At 39.5% G+C, this 17,451-nt stretch carries 15 protein-coding genes; 11 read left to right on the top strand and 4 right to left on the bottom strand.

All coding sequences use genetic code 11. The annotated features are described in order from the left end of the window. Positions 1 to 29: 29 nt before the first annotated feature. From rlmKL to SJY38_RS06070, 4 genes are read left to right on the top strand one after another with little or no spacing between them, the layout of a single operon-like run. The gene (gene rlmKL, locus SJY38_RS06055) at positions 30 to 2,147 is read left to right on the top strand and encodes a bifunctional 23S rRNA (guanine(2069)-N(7))-methyltransferase RlmK/23S rRNA (guanine(2445)-N(2))-methyltransferase RlmL (RefSeq protein ID WP_377109401.1); all 2,118 of its coding nucleotides are present in this window, start codon (positions 30 to 32) and stop codon (positions 2,145 to 2,147) included. After that, positions 2,140 to 2,376 carry a glutaredoxin family protein gene (locus SJY38_RS06060; RefSeq protein WP_096041650.1) on the top strand — a complete coding sequence of 79 codons (237 nt, stop codon included), beginning with the start codon at positions 2,140 to 2,142 and terminating at the stop codon, positions 2,374 to 2,376. Before rlmKL ends, SJY38_RS06060 begins: the two co-directional genes overlap by 8 nt. Before the next feature lie 13 nt (positions 2,377 to 2,389). Next, on the top strand, positions 2,390 to 4,300 hold the full coding sequence (locus SJY38_RS06065; protein WP_064387343.1) for an ABC transporter ATP-binding protein: 1,911 nt from the start codon (positions 2,390 to 2,392) through the stop codon (positions 4,298 to 4,300). 11 nt (positions 4,301 to 4,311) lie between these two features. After that, positions 4,312 to 6,048, top strand: coding sequence for a DUF3466 family protein (locus SJY38_RS06070; protein ID WP_004586697.1), 1,737 nt, complete (start codon positions 4,312 to 4,314; stop codon positions 6,046 to 6,048). Between the two features lie 137 nt (positions 6,049 to 6,185). On the opposite strand, the gene SJY38_RS06075 is transcribed toward SJY38_RS06070, so the two are convergent. Then, on the bottom strand, positions 6,186 to 6,698 hold the full coding sequence (locus tag SJY38_RS06075) for a DUF2062 domain-containing protein (RefSeq protein WP_377109402.1): 513 nt from the start codon (positions 6,696 to 6,698) through the stop codon (positions 6,186 to 6,188). Here SJY38_RS06075 and SJY38_RS06080 point away from each other — a divergent pair. From SJY38_RS06080 to tcdA, 7 genes are read left to right on the top strand one after another with little or no spacing between them, the layout of a single operon-like run. Further along, entirely contained in the window at positions 6,678 to 8,942 is a 2,265-nt protein-coding gene (locus SJY38_RS06080; protein WP_377109403.1) for a DNA internalization-related competence protein ComEC/Rec2, read from the top strand. The genes SJY38_RS06075 and SJY38_RS06080 overlap by 21 nt on opposite strands. A gap of 60 nt (positions 8,943 to 9,002) precedes the next feature. Then, the gene (gene msbA, locus SJY38_RS06085; RefSeq protein ID WP_004586694.1) at positions 9,003 to 10,748 is read left to right on the top strand and encodes a lipid A export permease/ATP-binding protein MsbA; all 1,746 of its coding nucleotides are present in this window, start codon (positions 9,003 to 9,005) and stop codon (positions 10,746 to 10,748) included. Then, a complete protein-coding gene (lpxK, locus tag SJY38_RS06090; RefSeq protein WP_377109404.1) occupies positions 10,745 to 11,725 on the top strand; it encodes a tetraacyldisaccharide 4'-kinase in 981 nt (326 codons plus the stop codon). Before msbA ends, lpxK begins: the two co-directional genes overlap by 4 nt. After that, positions 11,715 to 11,912: a Trm112 family protein gene (locus SJY38_RS06095; protein ID WP_004586692.1), complete on the top strand. Its 198-nt coding sequence runs from the start codon at positions 11,715 to 11,717 to the stop codon at positions 11,910 to 11,912. The genes lpxK and SJY38_RS06095 overlap by 11 nt, the downstream gene beginning before the upstream one ends. Next, the gene (gene kdsB / locus SJY38_RS06100) at positions 11,900 to 12,661 is read left to right on the top strand and encodes a 3-deoxy-manno-octulosonate cytidylyltransferase (protein ID WP_024033541.1); all 762 of its coding nucleotides are present in this window, start codon (positions 11,900 to 11,902) and stop codon (positions 12,659 to 12,661) included. Before SJY38_RS06095 ends, kdsB begins: the two co-directional genes overlap by 13 nt. Before the next feature lie 2 nt (positions 12,662 to 12,663). After that, positions 12,664 to 13,335 (top strand): TIGR01621 family pseudouridine synthase, encoded by a 672-nt coding sequence (locus SJY38_RS06105; protein WP_377109405.1) that lies wholly within the window; start codon positions 12,664 to 12,666, stop codon positions 13,333 to 13,335. After that, entirely contained in the window at positions 13,336 to 14,139 is an 804-nt protein-coding gene (gene tcdA / locus SJY38_RS06110; RefSeq protein ID WP_154944550.1) for a tRNA cyclic N6-threonylcarbamoyladenosine(37) synthase TcdA, read from the top strand. It abuts the gene before it with no gap. 1 nt (position 14,140) lies between these two features. Here tcdA and SJY38_RS06115 read toward each other — a convergent pair whose 3' ends face one another. The 3 genes from SJY38_RS06115 to SJY38_RS06125 form a co-directional block, all read right to left on the bottom strand. Further along, the gene (locus tag SJY38_RS06115; protein WP_377109406.1) at positions 14,141 to 14,557 is read right to left on the bottom strand and encodes a SufE family protein; all 417 of its coding nucleotides are present in this window, start codon (positions 14,555 to 14,557) and stop codon (positions 14,141 to 14,143) included. A 13-nt stretch (positions 14,558 to 14,570) separates the two neighbouring features. Next, positions 14,571 to 15,797, bottom strand: a complete 1,227-nt coding sequence (locus SJY38_RS06120; RefSeq protein ID WP_377109407.1) for an aminotransferase class V-fold PLP-dependent enzyme — start codon at positions 15,795 to 15,797, stop codon at positions 14,571 to 14,573. Positions 15,798 to 15,907: 110 nt separating this feature from the next. Next, on the bottom strand, positions 15,908 to 17,194 hold the full coding sequence (locus SJY38_RS06125; protein WP_004586686.1) for a citrate synthase: 1,287 nt from the start codon (positions 17,192 to 17,194) through the stop codon (positions 15,908 to 15,910). Positions 17,195 to 17,451: the final 257 nt, after the last annotated feature.

Genomic DNA, 17,451 nt, shown 5'->3' on the forward strand with positions numbered 1-17,451 from the left:
TGCGCAATTAGCTATTAAGGGTTATTACTTTGCAATTTATCGCACTTACTTCTATCGGAATCGAAAATTTACTTGTTGATGAACTAACAGAATTAGGCGCCGTCGTGTCTAAACAAACTGTGGGTTCTGTTCGCTTTGAGGCAGATTCAACATTGGCGCAAAAGGTTTGTCTATCAACTCGTTACGCAACACGTGTGCTGATGCTTATTGAAGAAAAAGAAGGCGTGAATGATAAAGATAGCCTGTATAAATTTGCTCGTTTTCAGCCATGGCAAGAATGGTTTGGCCCTACCCAAACATTTGCCGTTGATTTTAATGGTACCAACGACTCTTTAAAAAATACCCAGTTTTCAGGCTTGGTAATTAAAGATGCGATTGTTGACTATTTTAACGATTTATACGAACAGCGCCCAAATGTAGATAAGCAAGATGCCAATGTGCGTGTTGTGGCGCGTTTAAATCGCCATGGTGTGGCTTTGTATATTGATTACTCGGGTCCTCGTTTATCTGAGCGCGGTTATCGCCAAGGCCAAGGTAAAGCCCCAATTAAAGAGCACTTAGCGGCCGCGATTATTAAACGCAGTGGTTGGCTTGAAAATGTAAATCAACCTTTATTTGACCCATGTTGTGGTGCCGGCACTATTTTAATAGAAGCGGCGGGCATGGCGCGTAACGAAGCACCTGGTTTATTTAGAGAAGGGTTTGCTTTTGAGCGTTTACCTAGTTTTAGAGCGGCCAAATTTAAACAACTGCGTGAAGAATTAATTGAGCAAATTACCGATCCTAAATTGTGGTTAATTGGCCACGATTACGATGCGCAAGTTCTTGATAAAGCCATTGCCAATGCCGAGCGTGCAGAGCTGGGTAATGTTATTAAGTTTAAGCAAAGTGATGCAACTAAGCTTACCTCTGTTGCTAAATTACCCGGGGTGGTTATTTCTAACTTACCGTACGGCGAACGTATTGGCTCTATGGCTGAGCTGGTAAATTTACACCGCAGCATGGGCGTGGGTTTTAAAAAGCACTTTAATCATTGGAAGCTTGCGTTACTAGGCATGGATGAAAGCCTATTTAAGCTGTTAAAACTGGTTAAACAAAAGCGTTATAAATTTAAAAACGGCCCATTAGATGTAGAGCTAAATTTATATCAGTTAGATGATAAACAGGTAAGCCTGACAAGCGATGACAAACCGGCTCTTAATTTTGAAGGCTCAATGTCGTTTGCTAATCGTTTGAAAAAGAACAAACAAGGCCTAAAAAATTGGCTTAAACAAAACGAAGTACAAGCTTATCGCGTATATGATGCTGATATTCCTGAATACAACGTAGCGGTTGATATTTACGGCGACTCTGCTGTTGTTTTTGAATACGCAGCACCTAAAGAAATTGACGAAAAAACATCAGAAAAGCGTCTTCAAGATGTGATTAGCTTAACTGCACAGCAGTTAAACATAGCACCTGAAAACATAGCCGTTAAAGTGCGTAAAAAACAAAAAGGGGAAGAGCAGTACACCCCAATGGCTAAACAAAACCGCACTATGGTGGTGGAAGAATTTGGCGCTAAGTTTAAAGTAAACTTGTTTGATTACCTCGATACAGGGCTGTTTTTAGATCATCGTTTAGCGCGTCGTTATATTCAGCAAAATGCAAAAGACAAACGCTTTTTAAACTTATTTGCCTACACCGGTACAGCCTCTGTGCACGCGGCATTAGGGGGTGCAAAAGCAATTACCACCGTTGATTTATCAAAAACCTACCTTAAGTGGGGCCAAGATAACTTTGCATTAAATGATATTAGCAATACCCGCTACCGTTTTGAGCAAGCTGATTGTTTAAAATGGCTAGAATACGCACAAGGGCAATACGATTTAATCTTTTTAGACCCGCCTACGTTTTCTAATTCTAAACGAATGAAAGACGCGTTTGATGTGCAAACCGATCATATAAAATTACTTACTTGGGTTAAAAAAATCTTGAGTCCGTCGGGTACATTAATTTTTTCTAATAACAAACGTGGTTTTGTAATGGATGAAGTAGGTTTGATGGGCTTAGGGTTAAAAGCTGAAAATATTTCAGAAAAAACGTTATCACCTGATTTCAAACGTAATAAAAAAATACACAACAGTTGGTTAATTACCCATGGCTAATTATGTTTTATACCACACCGATGGCTGTCATTTATGTGAGCAAGCCGAGCAGGTTTTATTATCGGTTTTGGATAAAAATAGTGAGCTTAAATTAATTGATATACTCACTGATGAGCAGCTAATAGCGCGTTTTCAGTTAAGTATTCCCGTATTTGAGAGCAAAAGCGGCCACTATTTGTATTGGCCGTTTGATGCACAAACAGTGCATGAATTTTTAGCGCAAGAATAAAAGAGCAGTATTTATGGATTTAATTAGAATACAAAAAGCGCAGTTAGCTTATGGTACGCACCCATTACTTGATGATGCTGATGCAGTGATAGAAAGCGGTGAGCGCGTCTGTATTGTAGGGCGAAATGGGGCGGGTAAATCTACACTTTTAAAAGTACTAGATGGCCAAGTTATTTTAGATGATGGTGAAATTAACCAGCTTGGCGGGATCAAAATATCTCGCTTAGAGCAAGATCCTCCTAAAGGAGCAAATGGCTCAGTATTCGATTATGTAGCACAGGGCATGCCTGATATTGCTAATTTGCTAATTGATTATCATCATGTGAGCACACAGCTACAAACCGACTGTACCGACAAACTGCTAAATAAGCTTGAGCGTTTATCTAACGATTTAGAAGCGTGTGACGGTTGGCGTTTTGATTCGCGTATTCAATTAGTACTCACGCGTTTAGAGCTTAGCCCAGATGCTAAATTAGAATCGCTCTCAGGTGGTTGGTTGCGTAAAGTTGCCTTAGCACGTGCACTTGTGAGTGAGCCTGACTTATTGTTACTTGATGAGCCAACAAACCATTTAGACGTAGACAGTGTTAAATGGCTAGAGCAGTTTTTAAAAGAATTTAAAGGCGGTATTGTATTTATATCGCATGACCGTGCGTTTATCCGTGCTGTTGCAACGCGTATTTTAGATTTAGACCGCGGTAAACTTATCTCTTACCCTGGCGATTACGCGACCTACCTTGAACAAAAAGCGCATGACTTAAAAGTAGAAGAATCACAAAATGCACTCTTTGATAAGCGTTTAGCAGAGGAAGAAGCCTGGATACGCCAAGGTGTTAAAGCCCGTCGTACTCGTAACGAAGGCCGTGTACGTGAACTTAAACAGCTACGTGTTGAGCGCAAAGCCCGTGTAGAGCAAGTAGGTAAAACCGATTTTAATATTGAAACGGCTGACAGATCGGGCAAGCTAGTGTTTGAGGCAAAACATCTTAGCCATGCATTTAAAGATAAAGTGATTGCTAATGATTTTTCTACCCTTGTTATGCGCGGTGACCGCATTGGCTTAGTAGGCCCAAATGGTATTGGTAAAACTACCTTACTTAAACTGCTGTTTGGTGATTTAGAAGCCGATAGCGGCCATGTTAAACAAGGTGTTAATTTAGAATTTGCTTACTTTGACCAATATAGGCAAAAGCTTGATGAAGAGGCCACTGTTCAAGATAACGTTGCCGAGGGTAAACAAGAGGTAATGATGGGCGGGCGTTCTCGTCATGTACTTGGTTACCTGCAAGACTTTTTGTTTCCACCGGCACGTGCGCGTACACCTGTAAAAGCACTCTCTGGTGGTGAGAAAAACAGGCTTTTACTTGCAAAACTATTTCTAAAACCCTCAAATATTTTAGTACTTGATGAGCCAACCAATGACTTGGATATTGAAACATTAGAGTTACTCGAAGAAATTATTAATCAGTATCAGGGTACTGTGCTTATAGTAAGCCATGACCGTGAATTTATTGATAATACGTGTAGTAGTGTTTGGGCGTTTGAAGGTGATGGCAAAATAACTGATATGGTAGGGGGTTACACCGATTACCAAGCTTATTTAAGCTATTTAGCCGAGCAGGAAAAACAGCAACAAGCACCAAAAAAAGACGTTAAACCTGCGCCTGTAGCCGCGACAAAGCCTGAAAATAAAACCACTAAGCTTTCTTACAAATTAAAACTTGAATTAGAGCAACTACCCAATAAAATGGAACAACTTGAAGCCGCTGTAGAAGCGCAGCAAGCTGTAGTGAGCGATCCTGACTTTTTCAAACAAGATAGCGACGTAACCACTAATGCATTGAACCATTTAGCAAAACTTGAGTCTGACCTTGAAGCCGCGTTTGAGCGCTGGGAAGAACTTGAAGAATTACAGAATCAGTAGTAAGGATTAAAATGAAATATAAATTACTCGCTGCCAGTATTTTAGCGACATTGAGTACATCTGCATTAAGTGCAACCTATGAATTAACAGAACTAGGTACTCTTGACGGCGCTAAACATTCTTACGTGACTGACGTAAGCGAAAGCGGGCACATTATTGGTACTGCCAACGGATTGTATAATTTACCAATCGATATTAGCTATATCGACTTTACCGAAAGCGTTATTGAAAATGCGTACGATAGTGAAGAGTACAACTTTGAGCTAAGTGATAAAGAAATTACTTTTACACTTGATGATATAGAAAATAACGATGCGGTTTTTAATAACGCCGATGCGCATTCATTTATGGTTAGCTTTTTAGCTGGCAGACCAACGGATTACGAGTACCAAAAGTTAAGCTCGGTAGTTGGTATTAAGTTTGACGATGGCATAGTGACTGAGCAAATACTGTTTGATGAAGAGTCGGTAGATTACGATGGTTTAACGCGTTCGGTTAGTAACTTTTATAATGCGGTAAGCGAAGATGGCGTGAGCGTTGGTTGGAGTGCTGCTCCATATGATAAAGTTTTATTTACGCCAGATGATGAAGATGAAGAAGAAACATGGTTTACCCATGACTTTATTGAGCGCGGAATAGTTATTTCTGAAGATGGAACGCAAAAGGTTGAGTTAGTTCCAGACTTTGACGATTACGGCGGTACTAGCCGAGCTAACGATATTGTTAAAACAAATGACGGATACACTGTTGTTGGTTATGTTTCAACAGGTATTCCTGAAGACAGGCTTGATAATATTGAAGATAACTGTGATAACGAAGACGAGCCAACCAATACCTGTGTGGAATTATTAAATTCAAGTGTAACCACCGGCGTATTTGATGAGCGCGCGGTAAAATGGGAGCTTGATGAAGCATTCAATATCACTTCTACTGAAATACTAGGCCTTGCCTTAACGCCAGAAGAAGATGATGACTTTGCTTTTACAAGTACCGCTCTTGCACTAAATAATAATGGCACAGTGGTGGGCTCTTCAAATGCTCGTTACTATAAAAATGACGACACTATTTTAACAATGCCTGTTTATTTTAAAAATGGTGACGTGTTTAATTTTATAGACCAAGAAGATGATTGGCTTTCTGGTAAAGCGCTTGCTGTCAATGACAACGATGTAATTGTTGGTTATGCATCAAAGCGTATTGAAACCACGATCCGTGATCAGTTTTTCTATCATGATATAAGTACTGGCAATACCGTTTTCCCTACCGGTTACTTTAATAGCTCAAGCGCTTATGGTAATGATATTAATAACCAAGGTTATGTTGTTGGTGAAGGCGAGGTAGGTACATCTGAAAACAGCCGTCGTAAAGAAGCGTTTATATATAAAATTGGTGACGATAAAATTACCAACTTAAACGATTTACTACCTTGTTACGAAACAGATGGTGAAACAGACTACGCCTACACAATGGCTGAAGCGAAAGTCATTAATGAAGACAATGAAATTTTTGGTGTAGCTACCAAAACCGTTGAAAAGCGCGATACCTTTGGTAATGTAGAAACCGATATTGAAGGTAATATTGAGTACGAGAGTGTTGCTGTTGCAGTAAAACTAACACCTATTGATGGTGAAGTAGAAGACTGTACACCCATAGAAGAAGAGCTCTATGAAAGAAGCTCAGCAAGCTTCCCTTGGTACACACTGTTATTATTGCCGCTAGTGGGCTTACGCAGAGTATTTAGATTTTAAGCTTTTTGCTTTTCATAAAAAAACCAACGTATAAAAGTTGGTTTTTTTTCGTCTATAATAAAGTGCTTGGCGTTAATTAGTTATCTCAATTTGCTTCATTAAGTCATTCTATTTGAGCACTTTAATAGTTGGCTTTATTACGTATTAGTATTTCGCGCTAACCAGGCTTTGCGCACAGAGCGTCGCCAAATAATATCAATACCTAAATAAGCAATAATTGCGGCAACAGAAGCGCATACCAGTGAGCCAATTAAAAATGCAGGTCCGATGGTAGAAAGGCTTTCTAAGAACCATGCCCAACTGGCTTCAAATGCAAAATGCTGCTCTCGTTGATTTAAAACAAGCGTACCTACAAGGTATGAGCCGTAAAATATTGGCGGCATAGTCAATGGGTTGGTAAGCCACACCAATGCCACAGAAATAGGTAAGTTAACTCTAAATACAATAGCTGCCGCAGCGGCTAAAACCATTTGAAAAGGAACAGGGATGAACGCAAAAAATAAACCAACTGCAAATGCGCCCCTTGCAGAGCGTCTGTTTAAATGCCATAGGTTGGCGTCTTGTAATAGGCGGCCGAATATTCTAAGTGTTTTATGATGCCTAATTTTATTAGGATCAGGTAAAAATCGTTGGATCGTTTTCTTAGGCATTTCAAGCAACCATTTACTTCAGTGTGGATTAGTCTTGGATTTGTAATAGGTTGTATTTCAACCGTATTTTATTATCAAACCCATGAATTTACAGTCATCACAATATCTGTCCTTATTGCGAGCGCCTATTTTAAGCCGTTTTTGAATGTTTTGTTAGGGTTTATTTTAGCTATTTGCTGCATTGTTGTGCACTTTTACCTGTTTTATAGCTATACATTGCCAAATGATGAAAATAACTATGCTTACCCTGCCACAATTCTTGTTGATGACGTTATCTCTGCAAAGCAACCACAGTATATAAAAGCAACGTTATTAAAGTTAAATGGGGATGAAATACACAAATTTAAAGCACCTAAAGCCATGTTAAGTGTCGATTCTGCACAGCTTATTAAGCAGGGCGATACTTTTGAGGCAACAATAGCGCTGAAAAAATTCAGAACAATTAAAAATATCGGTGTGTTTGATAATAATGTGCATGCCTTTAAACAACGCATACTATTTAAAGGCAAAGTACTTAATAAACAATTGCGCATTACTAGCGCCGCTTCACCTTCAATAATTTATAAATACAGGTCGTTTTTAAAACACACTTATCAAAAAACAACGCTTAATTGGCTTTATTATGCATTGCTTAGTGGTGATAAATCACTGATGTCGTTTGAAAATAAACAAACAATGCAAAGTTTAGGGCTCAGCCATTTATTAGCTATTTCAGGGTTGCACATAGGGCTTATATTCAGCTGTTTTTATTTACTAAGTAAGTACACAGCATACATCCTTAAAATTAAAGTATTGCAGTCTATTAATTTAACTATTGTTTATTGTTTTATCGGGTGGTTAGCGGCATTTATCTATGTGTATTTAAGTGAATTTTTACTCTCAGCGACTCGCGCATTTATTATGTTAAGTTGCGTATTGGGTCTTTACTTTATTGCCAAACAGCCACTGCGCTGGCGAAGCATTTTATATGCTTTAGTCGCTGTATTACTCATCAATCCTTTTAATGTTTTAAACCCAGGTTTATATTTTTCTTTTATTGCGGTTGCAATTATTTTCCTTGTTATAAAGCACCTTCCTAAAACTAAATATAATTGGCTTGGCGTGTTTATGGCGCTGTGTATTATTCAGCTTGCTTTATTCATTGGGCTTTTGCCCATTACCCTTATTTATTTTAGTGGGGTAAGTATTGCTGGGTTGGTTATTAATTTATTGGCAATTCCATTATTAAGCGTGGCAATCATGCCACTTTTGCTGCTATTTACGATAATAAGTGGTGTGGTAGATATAGCGCCCGTCATTTTATTATTCGATAGTGTACTTATAACATTGTTTAAGTATATGGATGCAATCCCTTGGCATTACAGATGGTTAGATATAGCTAAACCGCGTACATTGTACTTAGTCGCAGCTTATCTATGCATATTAATCGCCTGGTTTAGCCCCTTTAAACGTTTAGCACTCATTCCTCTATGCGTTACATTAATAGATTATCTGTATTTACCAAAACCTCTTTGGCAATTGCATGTGTTTGATGTTGGGCACGGATTAATGACGTTACTCGAAAAAGACAATCAAGCGCTGGTTTACGATTTTGGCCCGAGTTATTTTAACCGTTTTAGCCGTACATACAGTGTGTTAATTCCCTATTTAAAAACACATAACTTAACCGTCAGTGATGCAATAATAAGCCATCAAGACAACGACCATGCAGGAGGCGCAGCACATTTTATTAATGCAGGATTTGGTGAAAGCTTTAAGCGGTTTCACCCACATGGAATAACCACACAGTGTATGTCTTTAGATTATAACTTTAATGGATTACGCATTAGCAGCTTTGCTGATAGCACATTTAATAACGAAAACGATAATTCGTGTGTGCTTTTAATCAAATCACCGCAACTTACTATGTTATTAACGGGTGATATTTCTAAAGCACGTGAGCTGAGCCTTATCAAAACTCACTCATTACAAGCCGATGTGATTTTAAGCCCTCATCATGGCAGCGATACGTCTTCAAGCACAGAATTTATCAACCATGTAAATCCGCATACGGTTATTCACTCAACAGCTTTTCAAGGCCAATGGCAATTTCCCAGTGAAAAAGTGGTTTCGCGCTACAAAGCAATAAATGCTAAACAATATGTTACGGCACGTGATGGGCAAATTACGGTAAGTATTTATCAAGATAGCTTTAAAGTGACAACGGCGCGCAAACACGAAAGTTATTGGTTTATAGAAGATTGACGTTTAGTTTTAACGGTTTGAAGGATACAATAAGGGCTGTAATTGTATAACGAGAGTAATATGAGTCAAAGTACTACACAAATTTATAAACGGTTGATTTCTTACGTTGGTGATTATAAAAGCGTTGCCTTCGTCGCTATTATTGGAATGATCGGCTATTCGGGTATGGATGCTTTATTTATTCAATTAATGAAACCCTTTATTGATGAAGGCCTAAACCAACGTAATAGCGAAGTGTTAGCTTATGCCCCATTTGTTGTAATTGCGCTGGTAATAGGGCGTGGCCTGTTTAATTTTATGTCTTCGTATTGTCTAAGCTATGTAGGCTCGCAAGTAGTTCGTTCGTTACGCCAGCAGTTATTTGAACACATATTACATTTGCCTGTTTCGTTTCATGATAAAAACTCAACAGGTGATTTAATTTCAAAAATTACTTTTGATACAGAACAAGTTCAGCAAGCAATCACCAAAGCACTCTTAATTGTTGTAAGAGAAGGCGCTTTTGTCGTTTTTCTACTTGCTCTTATGTTTTATACCAGCTGGCAGCTTTCGCTGATTTTTTTAGTAATCATTCCATTAGTGGCAATTATTGTAACGTTTGTGTCTAAACGCTTTCGCCATATTTCAAAAAATATACAGTCTGCAATGGGGCAGGTCACCCGTAGCTCTGAGCAAATGCTAAGTGGACACAAAGTTATTCATGGTTTTGGTGGGCAAAAACAAGAAATCGATCAGTTTTCAAAAATCAATAATCATAATCGCCAGCAACGTATTAAAATGGATGCCACTAAAGCGTTAAGCGTGTCGGTAATTCAAGTGCTTGCAGCAAGTGCAATGGCTGTTATTTTGTGGGTTGTATCTATGCCTTCAATGATAGATACGATCAGCTCTGGCGATTTTATGGTACTCATTTCTTCTATGATGATGCTTTTACGCCCGCTTAAACAATTAGCAAACGTGAACAGTGATATGCAGCGCGGTATTTCTGCAGCGCAAAGTATTTTTTTAGTTTTAGATGAAGAAATTGAAAAAGACAAAGGTACTTACACCGTAGATAAGGTGAAGGGCGAAATTGAGGTTAAAAACGTGACCTTTAAATACCCAACTAAAGATGAAGCTGTTTTAAATAACCTATCAATAAGTATAAAAGCCGGTGAAAGCATCGCGCTTGTAGGGCGTTCAGGCTCGGGTAAATCGACTATTTCTAATTTATTACCGCGTTATTATGATTTAGAAGCACCAAGTGAAATTTTATTAGATGGCGTTGCGCTTGAGAAATATAAACTGGCCGATTTACGCCGCCAGTTTGCCTTAGTATCTCAGCAAGTTGTGTTATTTAACGACACAATTGCCAATAATATTTGTTATGGCATAAGCCGAGAAATAACACCGCAGCAACTAGAAGAGGTGGTTAAACAAGCCCACGTGTGGGAATTTGTTAAAGACCTACCTGAGCAGCTCAATACCATGGTCGGTGAAAACGGGGTAATGCTCTCTGGTGGTCAACGTCAACGTATAGCAATTGCTCGCGCTATATTAAAAGATGCACCTATTTTAATTTTAGATGAAGCAACTTCAGCCTTAGACACAGAGTCTGAAAAACTAATTCAGCAAGCTCTCGATACCTTAATGCAAGACAAAACGTCTATTGTAATAGCCCATCGTCTTTCAACCATTGAGAACAGCGACAAAATATACGTTATTGATGGTGGCCGGGTGATTGAAAGTGGCGATCATCAGAGCTTACTAGCTAAAGATGGTACCTATTCAGCTCTATGTAAAATGCAGTTTGGTGAGCACGGGTGAGTAAAATAGAGCAAAGCTGGTATAAACCATTTAGTTTTATAACGCTACTTTTACTGCCATTAGCTGCGCTTTTTTGGTTAATTTCAAGCATTAGGAAATGGGTTTTTAAGGTTGGCTTTGCCACGCCTTTTAAAGCTAAATCTAAAGTGATTGTGGTGGGCAATATAAGTGTAGGCGGAAATGGCAAAACGCCATTTGTGTTATGGCTTTACGAATACTTGTCAGAGCAAGGCCTAAAAGTGGGTATTATCAGCCGAGGTTACGGCGGTAAAGCCAACAGCTACCCGCTGGTGGTAGAGCGCGGCGTAACAAGTGCACAAGCCGGTGATGAGCCAATACTTTTATTTAATCGCTTAAAATGTCCGCTTGTTGTTGGACCCGATAGAAAAGCCAACATTACATTATTAGAGCAGCAATTTTGTGTGGATGTCATAATCTCAGATGATGGTATGCAGCATTATAAAATGGCGCGCGATATAGAGTGCTGCATTGTTGATAGCCAAAGGCGATTTGGTAATGGCTTTGTTATGCCTGCAGGGCCATTACGCGAAACCACAAACAGATTAAATAGCGTTGATTTAGTGATTGAAAACGGGGGAGATGCATCCCACAGCTACGTTTTGCAAACTGGTGCACTTAAACACGTTGCTAACAATACCCCTGTGAATAAAACAATTGAAAAAGGCCATGCGGTAAGTGCCATTGGTAACCCACAACGTTTTGAAAATTCATTAAAGGGGCAAAATATTCAGCTGCTTTCGACTCATCATTATCGAGATCACTATGCTTATAGCATGGCTGATTTTACTCAATTTAATGATGACAACATATTAATGACAGAAAAAGATGCAGTAAAATGTAGAGACTTTGCAAAAGATACTTGGTACTACCTACCCGTAAATGCAAAACCTACAGACGCTGTAATACATAAATTAGATTTATTATTAAAACAAAAAGGGATCCTCAATGGCCTTTGATACAAAATTACTTGAAATAATTGCTTGTCCTGTGTGTAAAGGAAAGCTTCGTTTTGATAAAGAAAATGCAGAGCTTATTAGTACTGCAGCTAAACTTGCATACCCAGTACGCGACGATATACCGGTACTTTTAGAAAATGAAGCGCGTGAGCTATCTCAAGATGAGGTTGATAAGTGGAATTCGTAGTTGTTATACCTGCACGTTACGCGTCTACCCGTTTGCCTGGCAAACCATTAGCTGACATATGCGGTAAACCTATGATTCAACACGTGTATGAAAAAGCGTGTTTGTCAGGTGCAAGTAAAGTGGTTATTGCAACCGATCATCAAAAGGTTTTTGATGCTGTTAAATTGTTCACAAACGATGTGCTGATGACGCGAGAAGATCATCAATCGGGTACTGAGCGTTTAGCAGAGGTTGTTGACCTTCTTAAGCTAGACGCAGAAACCCTGGTGGTCAATGTACAAGGCGATGAGCCATTACTTGCCAGCGAAAACGTATCGCAAGTTGCCACTTTACTAAATAATTCAAGCGCGCCAATGGCAACATTAAGTGTAGCCATTGAAGAGCAAGACGAAGTGTTTAATCCTAATGCCGTGAAGGTTGTTAGTGATATTAATAAAAATGCGTTGTACTTTTCACGTGCCAGTATTCCGTTTGACAGAAGCGCAATGTTAAATAACGACAGTGTGTTAGATATAACGCCTTTTCAGCGCCATGTGGGTATATATGCCTATCGCGCTGGCTTCATTAAGCAGTATATTGAGCTAAGTGTATCGCCACTTGAAGTACTTGAGTCGCTAGAGCAACTTAGGGTGTTGTACCATGGTTACGCTATTAAAATTGAGCAGGCCAAAGTAACGCCACATGCTGGGGTTGATACGGCCGAGGATTTAGAAAAAGTGATTGCCTACCTAAAAGCTAAGCAAGCCTAATAATGGTTAAAAGTGAATTACCCACAGTATTTAGCCACGCTGATTTTTATATATTTGAAAAACCAGCGGGGCTTAATTTTCACTCAGAAGGTGAAAAAGGGTTTGTGGTATTAGCTGAGCAGCAAACTGGCGAAAAATTATTTGCTGTTCACCGCCTTGATAAAGTGACATCTGGCCTTATTATTCTTAGTCGCAATAAAGAAGCCGCTGCTAAATTTACGTCTCTTTTTACTGAGCATGCAATAAACAAGTTTTATTTAGCAATCAGCAATGCTAAACCTAAAAAAAAGCAAGGGTGGATAAAAGGTGATATGACTAAGTCTCGCAGGGGCATGTTTAAGCTTTTACCGACCCTGCAAAACCCAGCCATTACCCGCTTTTATTCTTTTAGTTATAAGCCGGGATTTAGGGCGTATATTTTAAAGCCGTATTCGGGTAAAACCCACCAACTTAGAGTGGCATTAAAAAGTTTAGGGGCGCCAATTTTAGGCGATACACTTTATAGTGGCAGCGCAGCTGAGCGGGCGTATCTTCATGCCTATGCGTTAAGTTTTTTATGGCATGGGGAGCAAATTAATTGCTCTTTGCTACCTACTACGGGTGATGAGTATCAGCAATTAATTAATCATCAAGAATTTCAAGCATGGCAATCGCCGTGGCAACTGGATTGGTAAATGAGCGAAAAAGTAACAGATATTCGTTTTGGCGGGATCAAACGCCTATACGGTAACCAACAATTTGACTGGCTACAACAAGCCCATTTTTGTGTAGTAGGGATAGGCGGTGTAGGAAGTTGGACCGCCGAAGCTTTAGCACGTACAGGCGTGGGTAAAATCACTTTAATTGATTTAGATGATATTTGCGCGACGAACGTAAATAGGCAAATTCATGCACTTAGCGGCAGTATTGGCCAAGCCAAAGTAGATGCAATGAAAAGTCGCTGCGAACTGATAAACCCAGAGTGTAAAGTAACTGTGATAGATGACTTTATTACTCTTGAAAATATTCGTGAGCATATTCAAGGTTTTGATTACGTCATTGACTGTATTGATGCAGTTAAAGAAAAAGCAGCGCTTATAGCTCATTGTAAGCGCAATAAAATGCCTATTATTACTACTGGTGGCGCGGGTGGGCAAACTGATCCTAGCCAAATAACATTTGGTGATGTGGCTAAAACCACGCAAGATCCGCTACTTGCTAAAGTGCGTTATATTTTACGCAAACAATATAATTTTAGTAACAACCCTAAACGCAAATTTAATATTGATTGTGTGTACTCAACTGAGCAACTTGTTTACCCAGGCAGTGATGGCAGTGTATGCCACGCTAAACAAAATGCTGATGGTACAATGAATATGGATTGTAATAACGGGTTTGGCTCGGTAACTATGATCACCGGAAGTTTTGGCTTTTTTGTAGCGGCTAAAGCGGTACGTAAATATTTAGATAAAAAACAGCGTTTACAACAAGCTCAATAGTTTAATTGAGCTTGTTAGTTGCCATGCTTTGAATTGCCTCGACCATGGCTTTTATTCCGTTCCCTCGAGATGCACTAAGGTGTTTAATTAAGCCTAACTTTTCAAATTCGTCATACGCATTAATATTCACGACTTCTTCAGGTGTTAAGCCATTATAAAGCGCTAAAATTATCGCTAATAAGCCTTTTACAATGCGGGTGTCTGAGTCGCCAATAACCACTAAACGATTCTCGCTATCGTCAAACTCCATAAACATCCACACTTTGCTCTCACACCCTGGCACCAGTGCGTCATCGATTTTAAGTACATCCGCTAAAGCGGGAAGTGTTTTGCCCAGAAGCATTATTTCGCGATATTTTTGCTGCCAAGATTGCGCCTGCTGTATAGGTTTTACTACGTTTTTAAACGTATTTGTCATGAGTTATCCTAAATTAGTCTAATAATTCAATCGATTCTTTCAAAGCATTGATGAAATTATCAACATCTTGATGGGTATTATAAAATGAAAAGCTTGCTCGAACAGTGCCTTTTACCCCTAAATGGTGCATTAATGGTTGCGTACAATGGTGTCCACTGCGCACTGCAATACCAAATCCGTCAAGCAAAGTTGCCAAATCGTAGGGGTGTTCACTTTTATAATTAAAACTGAGGGTGCCAATATTATTGTTCAGGTCGCTATAAATAGTAATACCGTCAATTTTACTCAACTGTGTGGCTGCATAAATAAAAATTGCCTGCTCATGGCGCTGTAACTGTTCTATGTTTAGGGCTGATAAATAATCAATTGCTGCACTGAAGCCAATGACGCCGGCTATATTTGGGGTGCCGGTCTCAAATTTAGCAGGAGCGTCTCTGTAGCTGCTTTTTTCAAGCGTTACAGTATCTATCATCTCACCACCCGTTTGATACGGGGTAAGCGCATTAAGTAATTCATAGCGACCATATAAGCCCCCTACACCCGTAGGGCCAAGCATTTTATGCGCTGAGAATACATAAAAATCACATCCAAGCTGCTTTAAATTAGGGCGTAAATGCATGGCTCCTTGTGCGCCATCAACAACAACTAACGTGCCGACTGCTTTCGCTGCAGCTATTAATGGCGCTAAATTGGTAATATTACCTAATGCGTTAGACGCTTGGCTGATACACAGCACCTTTGCTTTAGTGTGCGTGATCATGTCTATACAGCGCGCTATATTAAACGTCGCGTTTTGCTCAAGGGGGAGTGCAGATAGTGTAGCCCCTGTATTTTGCGTTAATACTTGCCAAGGAACAATATTAGCGTGGTGCTCAAGGGGGGTAATTAAAACCGTATCTTCACGAGTAATTTGCCTTTGTAGACCATGAGCAAGTAAATTTAGCGCCTCTGTCGCGCCTTTTGTCCAGACGATTTCTTTAGCATTTACGTTAAAGTAATCCGCTGTTTTTAATCTTGCTTCTTCATATTGCTCTGTAGCGCGCTCACTTAAGGTGTGGCGGCCTCTGTGAACGTTTGCGTTGCCTAAATTATAAAAACGAGTGGTTGCATCAATAACGCTTTGTGGCTTTTGCGAGGTTGCGCCAGAGTCTAAATATACTAAAGGGTTGCCATTAAGGGTTTGGTTTAACGTAGGGAAGTCGTTGCGGATTTTTGTTATATCAAACTCTTGAGAAGGCATGGCTATTCAACATCTATAAATTTAGGCAGGAATTGTAATCGGTTTCATAAAATTGACAAGCAAAGCACACAAAAAAGGCCGCAAAAGCGGCCTTTTTTACCTAACTAAGCTTAGCGCTTGTCAGTTGATACGAAGTCACGTTGAGTGTAACCAGTATACATTTGACGAGGGCGGCTGATCTTATGACCAGGTTGAGATAGCATCTCATCCCAGTGAGTGATCCAACCAACAGTACGTGCCATTGCAAAAATTACAGTGAACATGCTTGTTGGAATACCAATCGCTTTTAAGATAATACCTGAGTAGAAATCAACGTTAGGGTAAAGTTTCTTCTCTACAAAGTATGGGTCTTCAAGGGCAATTTGTTCAAGCTTCATCGCAATATCAAGAAGCGGATCTTGAATGTTAAGCTCTTCTAATACTTCGTGACACGTTTGACGCATTACTGTAGCGCGTGGGTCGAAGTTTTTGTAAACACGGTGACCAAAGCCCATAAGACGGAACGGATCAGACTTATCTTTTGCTTTTGCTACGTACTCATCAATACGATCAACAGAACCAATCTCTTCTAACATGTTTAAACATGCTTCGTTAGCACCGCCGTGAGCAGGGCCCCAAAGAGATGCGATACCCGCTGCAATACATGCATATGGGTTAGCGCCTGAAGAACCTGCTAAACGTACTGTTGACGTTGATGCGTTTTGCTCATGATCAGCATGAAGCATGAAGATTTTATCCATTGCTTTAGCTGTCACAGGGTTAACTTTGTATTCTTCAGCCGGTACAGAGAACATCATGTGTAAGAAGTTTTCTGCGTAGCTTAAATCGTTACGTGGGTAAACAAACGGTTGACCAATGTTTGTTTTGTACGCCATAGCTGCAATAGTCGGTAATTTAGCGACAAGTTTAATAGCGCTTGTTTTACGTTGGCTTGCATCAGTAATATCAAGATCTTCGTGGTAAAAAGAAGATAATGCGCCTACTACACCACATAGCATTGCCATTGGGTGAGCATCGAAGCGGAAACCTTGGAAAAAGTTAGCAATTTTCTCATCAAGCATGGTGTTATGCGTGATTTCTTTTGCAAATGCATCGTATTGCTCTTTAGTTGGTAACTCACCGTTTAATAGTAAGTAACAAAGCTCGATGTAGTTAGAGTCTTCAGCTAATTGCTCAATTGGGTAACCACGGTGAAGTAATACACCTTTACCACCATCAATGTAGGTGATTGCAGATTCACAAGAGCCAGTCGACATGAAACCTGGGTCATAAGTAAAGTGACCGTGTGAACCTAACGTACGTACGTCGATCACATCTTGGCCAGCAGTGCCTTGATAAATTGGAAGTTCGATTGGATCTAGTCCATCAATATGGACTGTGGCTTTTTTATCTGCCATCTATGTATCTCCTATTAAGATATCTATTCTGATTTTTAGATTTTTAAAGTTCTGAAATCTTGTTTTAAGCACATCTTCGCATTTTAACGTGAAAGAGGGGGTTAAAGTCAATTTTTATAAACATTATGCATATATGTATAATAAATATTCGGTATTAATTAAATATTATACTATCGGCTAATTCGCAAACGTCTCTAACTAAACAAGAATTGTAAAACAACCTTTGGGTATATATACTATCGGAGGTTTTAAACCGC

Source organism: Pseudoalteromonas sp. R86517 (assembly GCF_042466295.1).
Taxonomy (GTDB): domain Bacteria; phylum Pseudomonadota; class Gammaproteobacteria; order Enterobacterales; family Alteromonadaceae; genus Pseudoalteromonas; species Pseudoalteromonas atlantica.

What these genes read in the sequence shown, in the direction of transcription:
- tcdA (WP_154944550.1), top strand. Translation starts at nt 13,336, where the DNA reads ATGAGCGAAAAAGTAACAGATATTCGTTTTGGCGGGATCAAACGCCTA.
- SJY38_RS06105 (WP_377109405.1), top strand. Translation starts at nt 12,664, where the DNA reads ATGGTTAAAAGTGAATTACCCACAGTATTTAGCCACGCTGATTTTTAT.
- msbA (WP_004586694.1), top strand. Translation starts at nt 9,003, where the DNA reads ATGAGTCAAAGTACTACACAAATTTATAAACGGTTGATTTCTTACGTT.
- SJY38_RS06125 (WP_004586686.1), bottom strand. Translation starts at nt 17,194, where the DNA reads ATGGCAGATAAAAAAGCCACAGTCCATATTGATGGACTAGATCCAATC.
- SJY38_RS06120 (WP_377109407.1), bottom strand. Translation starts at nt 15,797, where the DNA reads ATGCCTTCTCAAGAGTTTGATATAACAAAAATCCGCAACGACTTCCCT.
- SJY38_RS06070 (WP_004586697.1), top strand. Translation starts at nt 4,312, where the DNA reads ATGAAATATAAATTACTCGCTGCCAGTATTTTAGCGACATTGAGTACA.
- SJY38_RS06115 (WP_377109406.1), bottom strand. Translation starts at nt 14,557, where the DNA reads ATGACAAATACGTTTAAAAACGTAGTAAAACCTATACAGCAGGCGCAA.
- SJY38_RS06060 (WP_096041650.1), top strand. Translation starts at nt 2,140, where the DNA reads ATGGCTAATTATGTTTTATACCACACCGATGGCTGTCATTTATGTGAG.
- SJY38_RS06095 (WP_004586692.1), top strand. Translation starts at nt 11,715, where the DNA reads ATGGCCTTTGATACAAAATTACTTGAAATAATTGCTTGTCCTGTGTGT.
- SJY38_RS06065 (WP_064387343.1), top strand. Translation starts at nt 2,390, where the DNA reads ATGGATTTAATTAGAATACAAAAAGCGCAGTTAGCTTATGGTACGCAC.
- SJY38_RS06075 (WP_377109402.1), bottom strand. Translation starts at nt 6,698, where the DNA reads ATGCCTAAGAAAACGATCCAACGATTTTTACCTGATCCTAATAAAATT.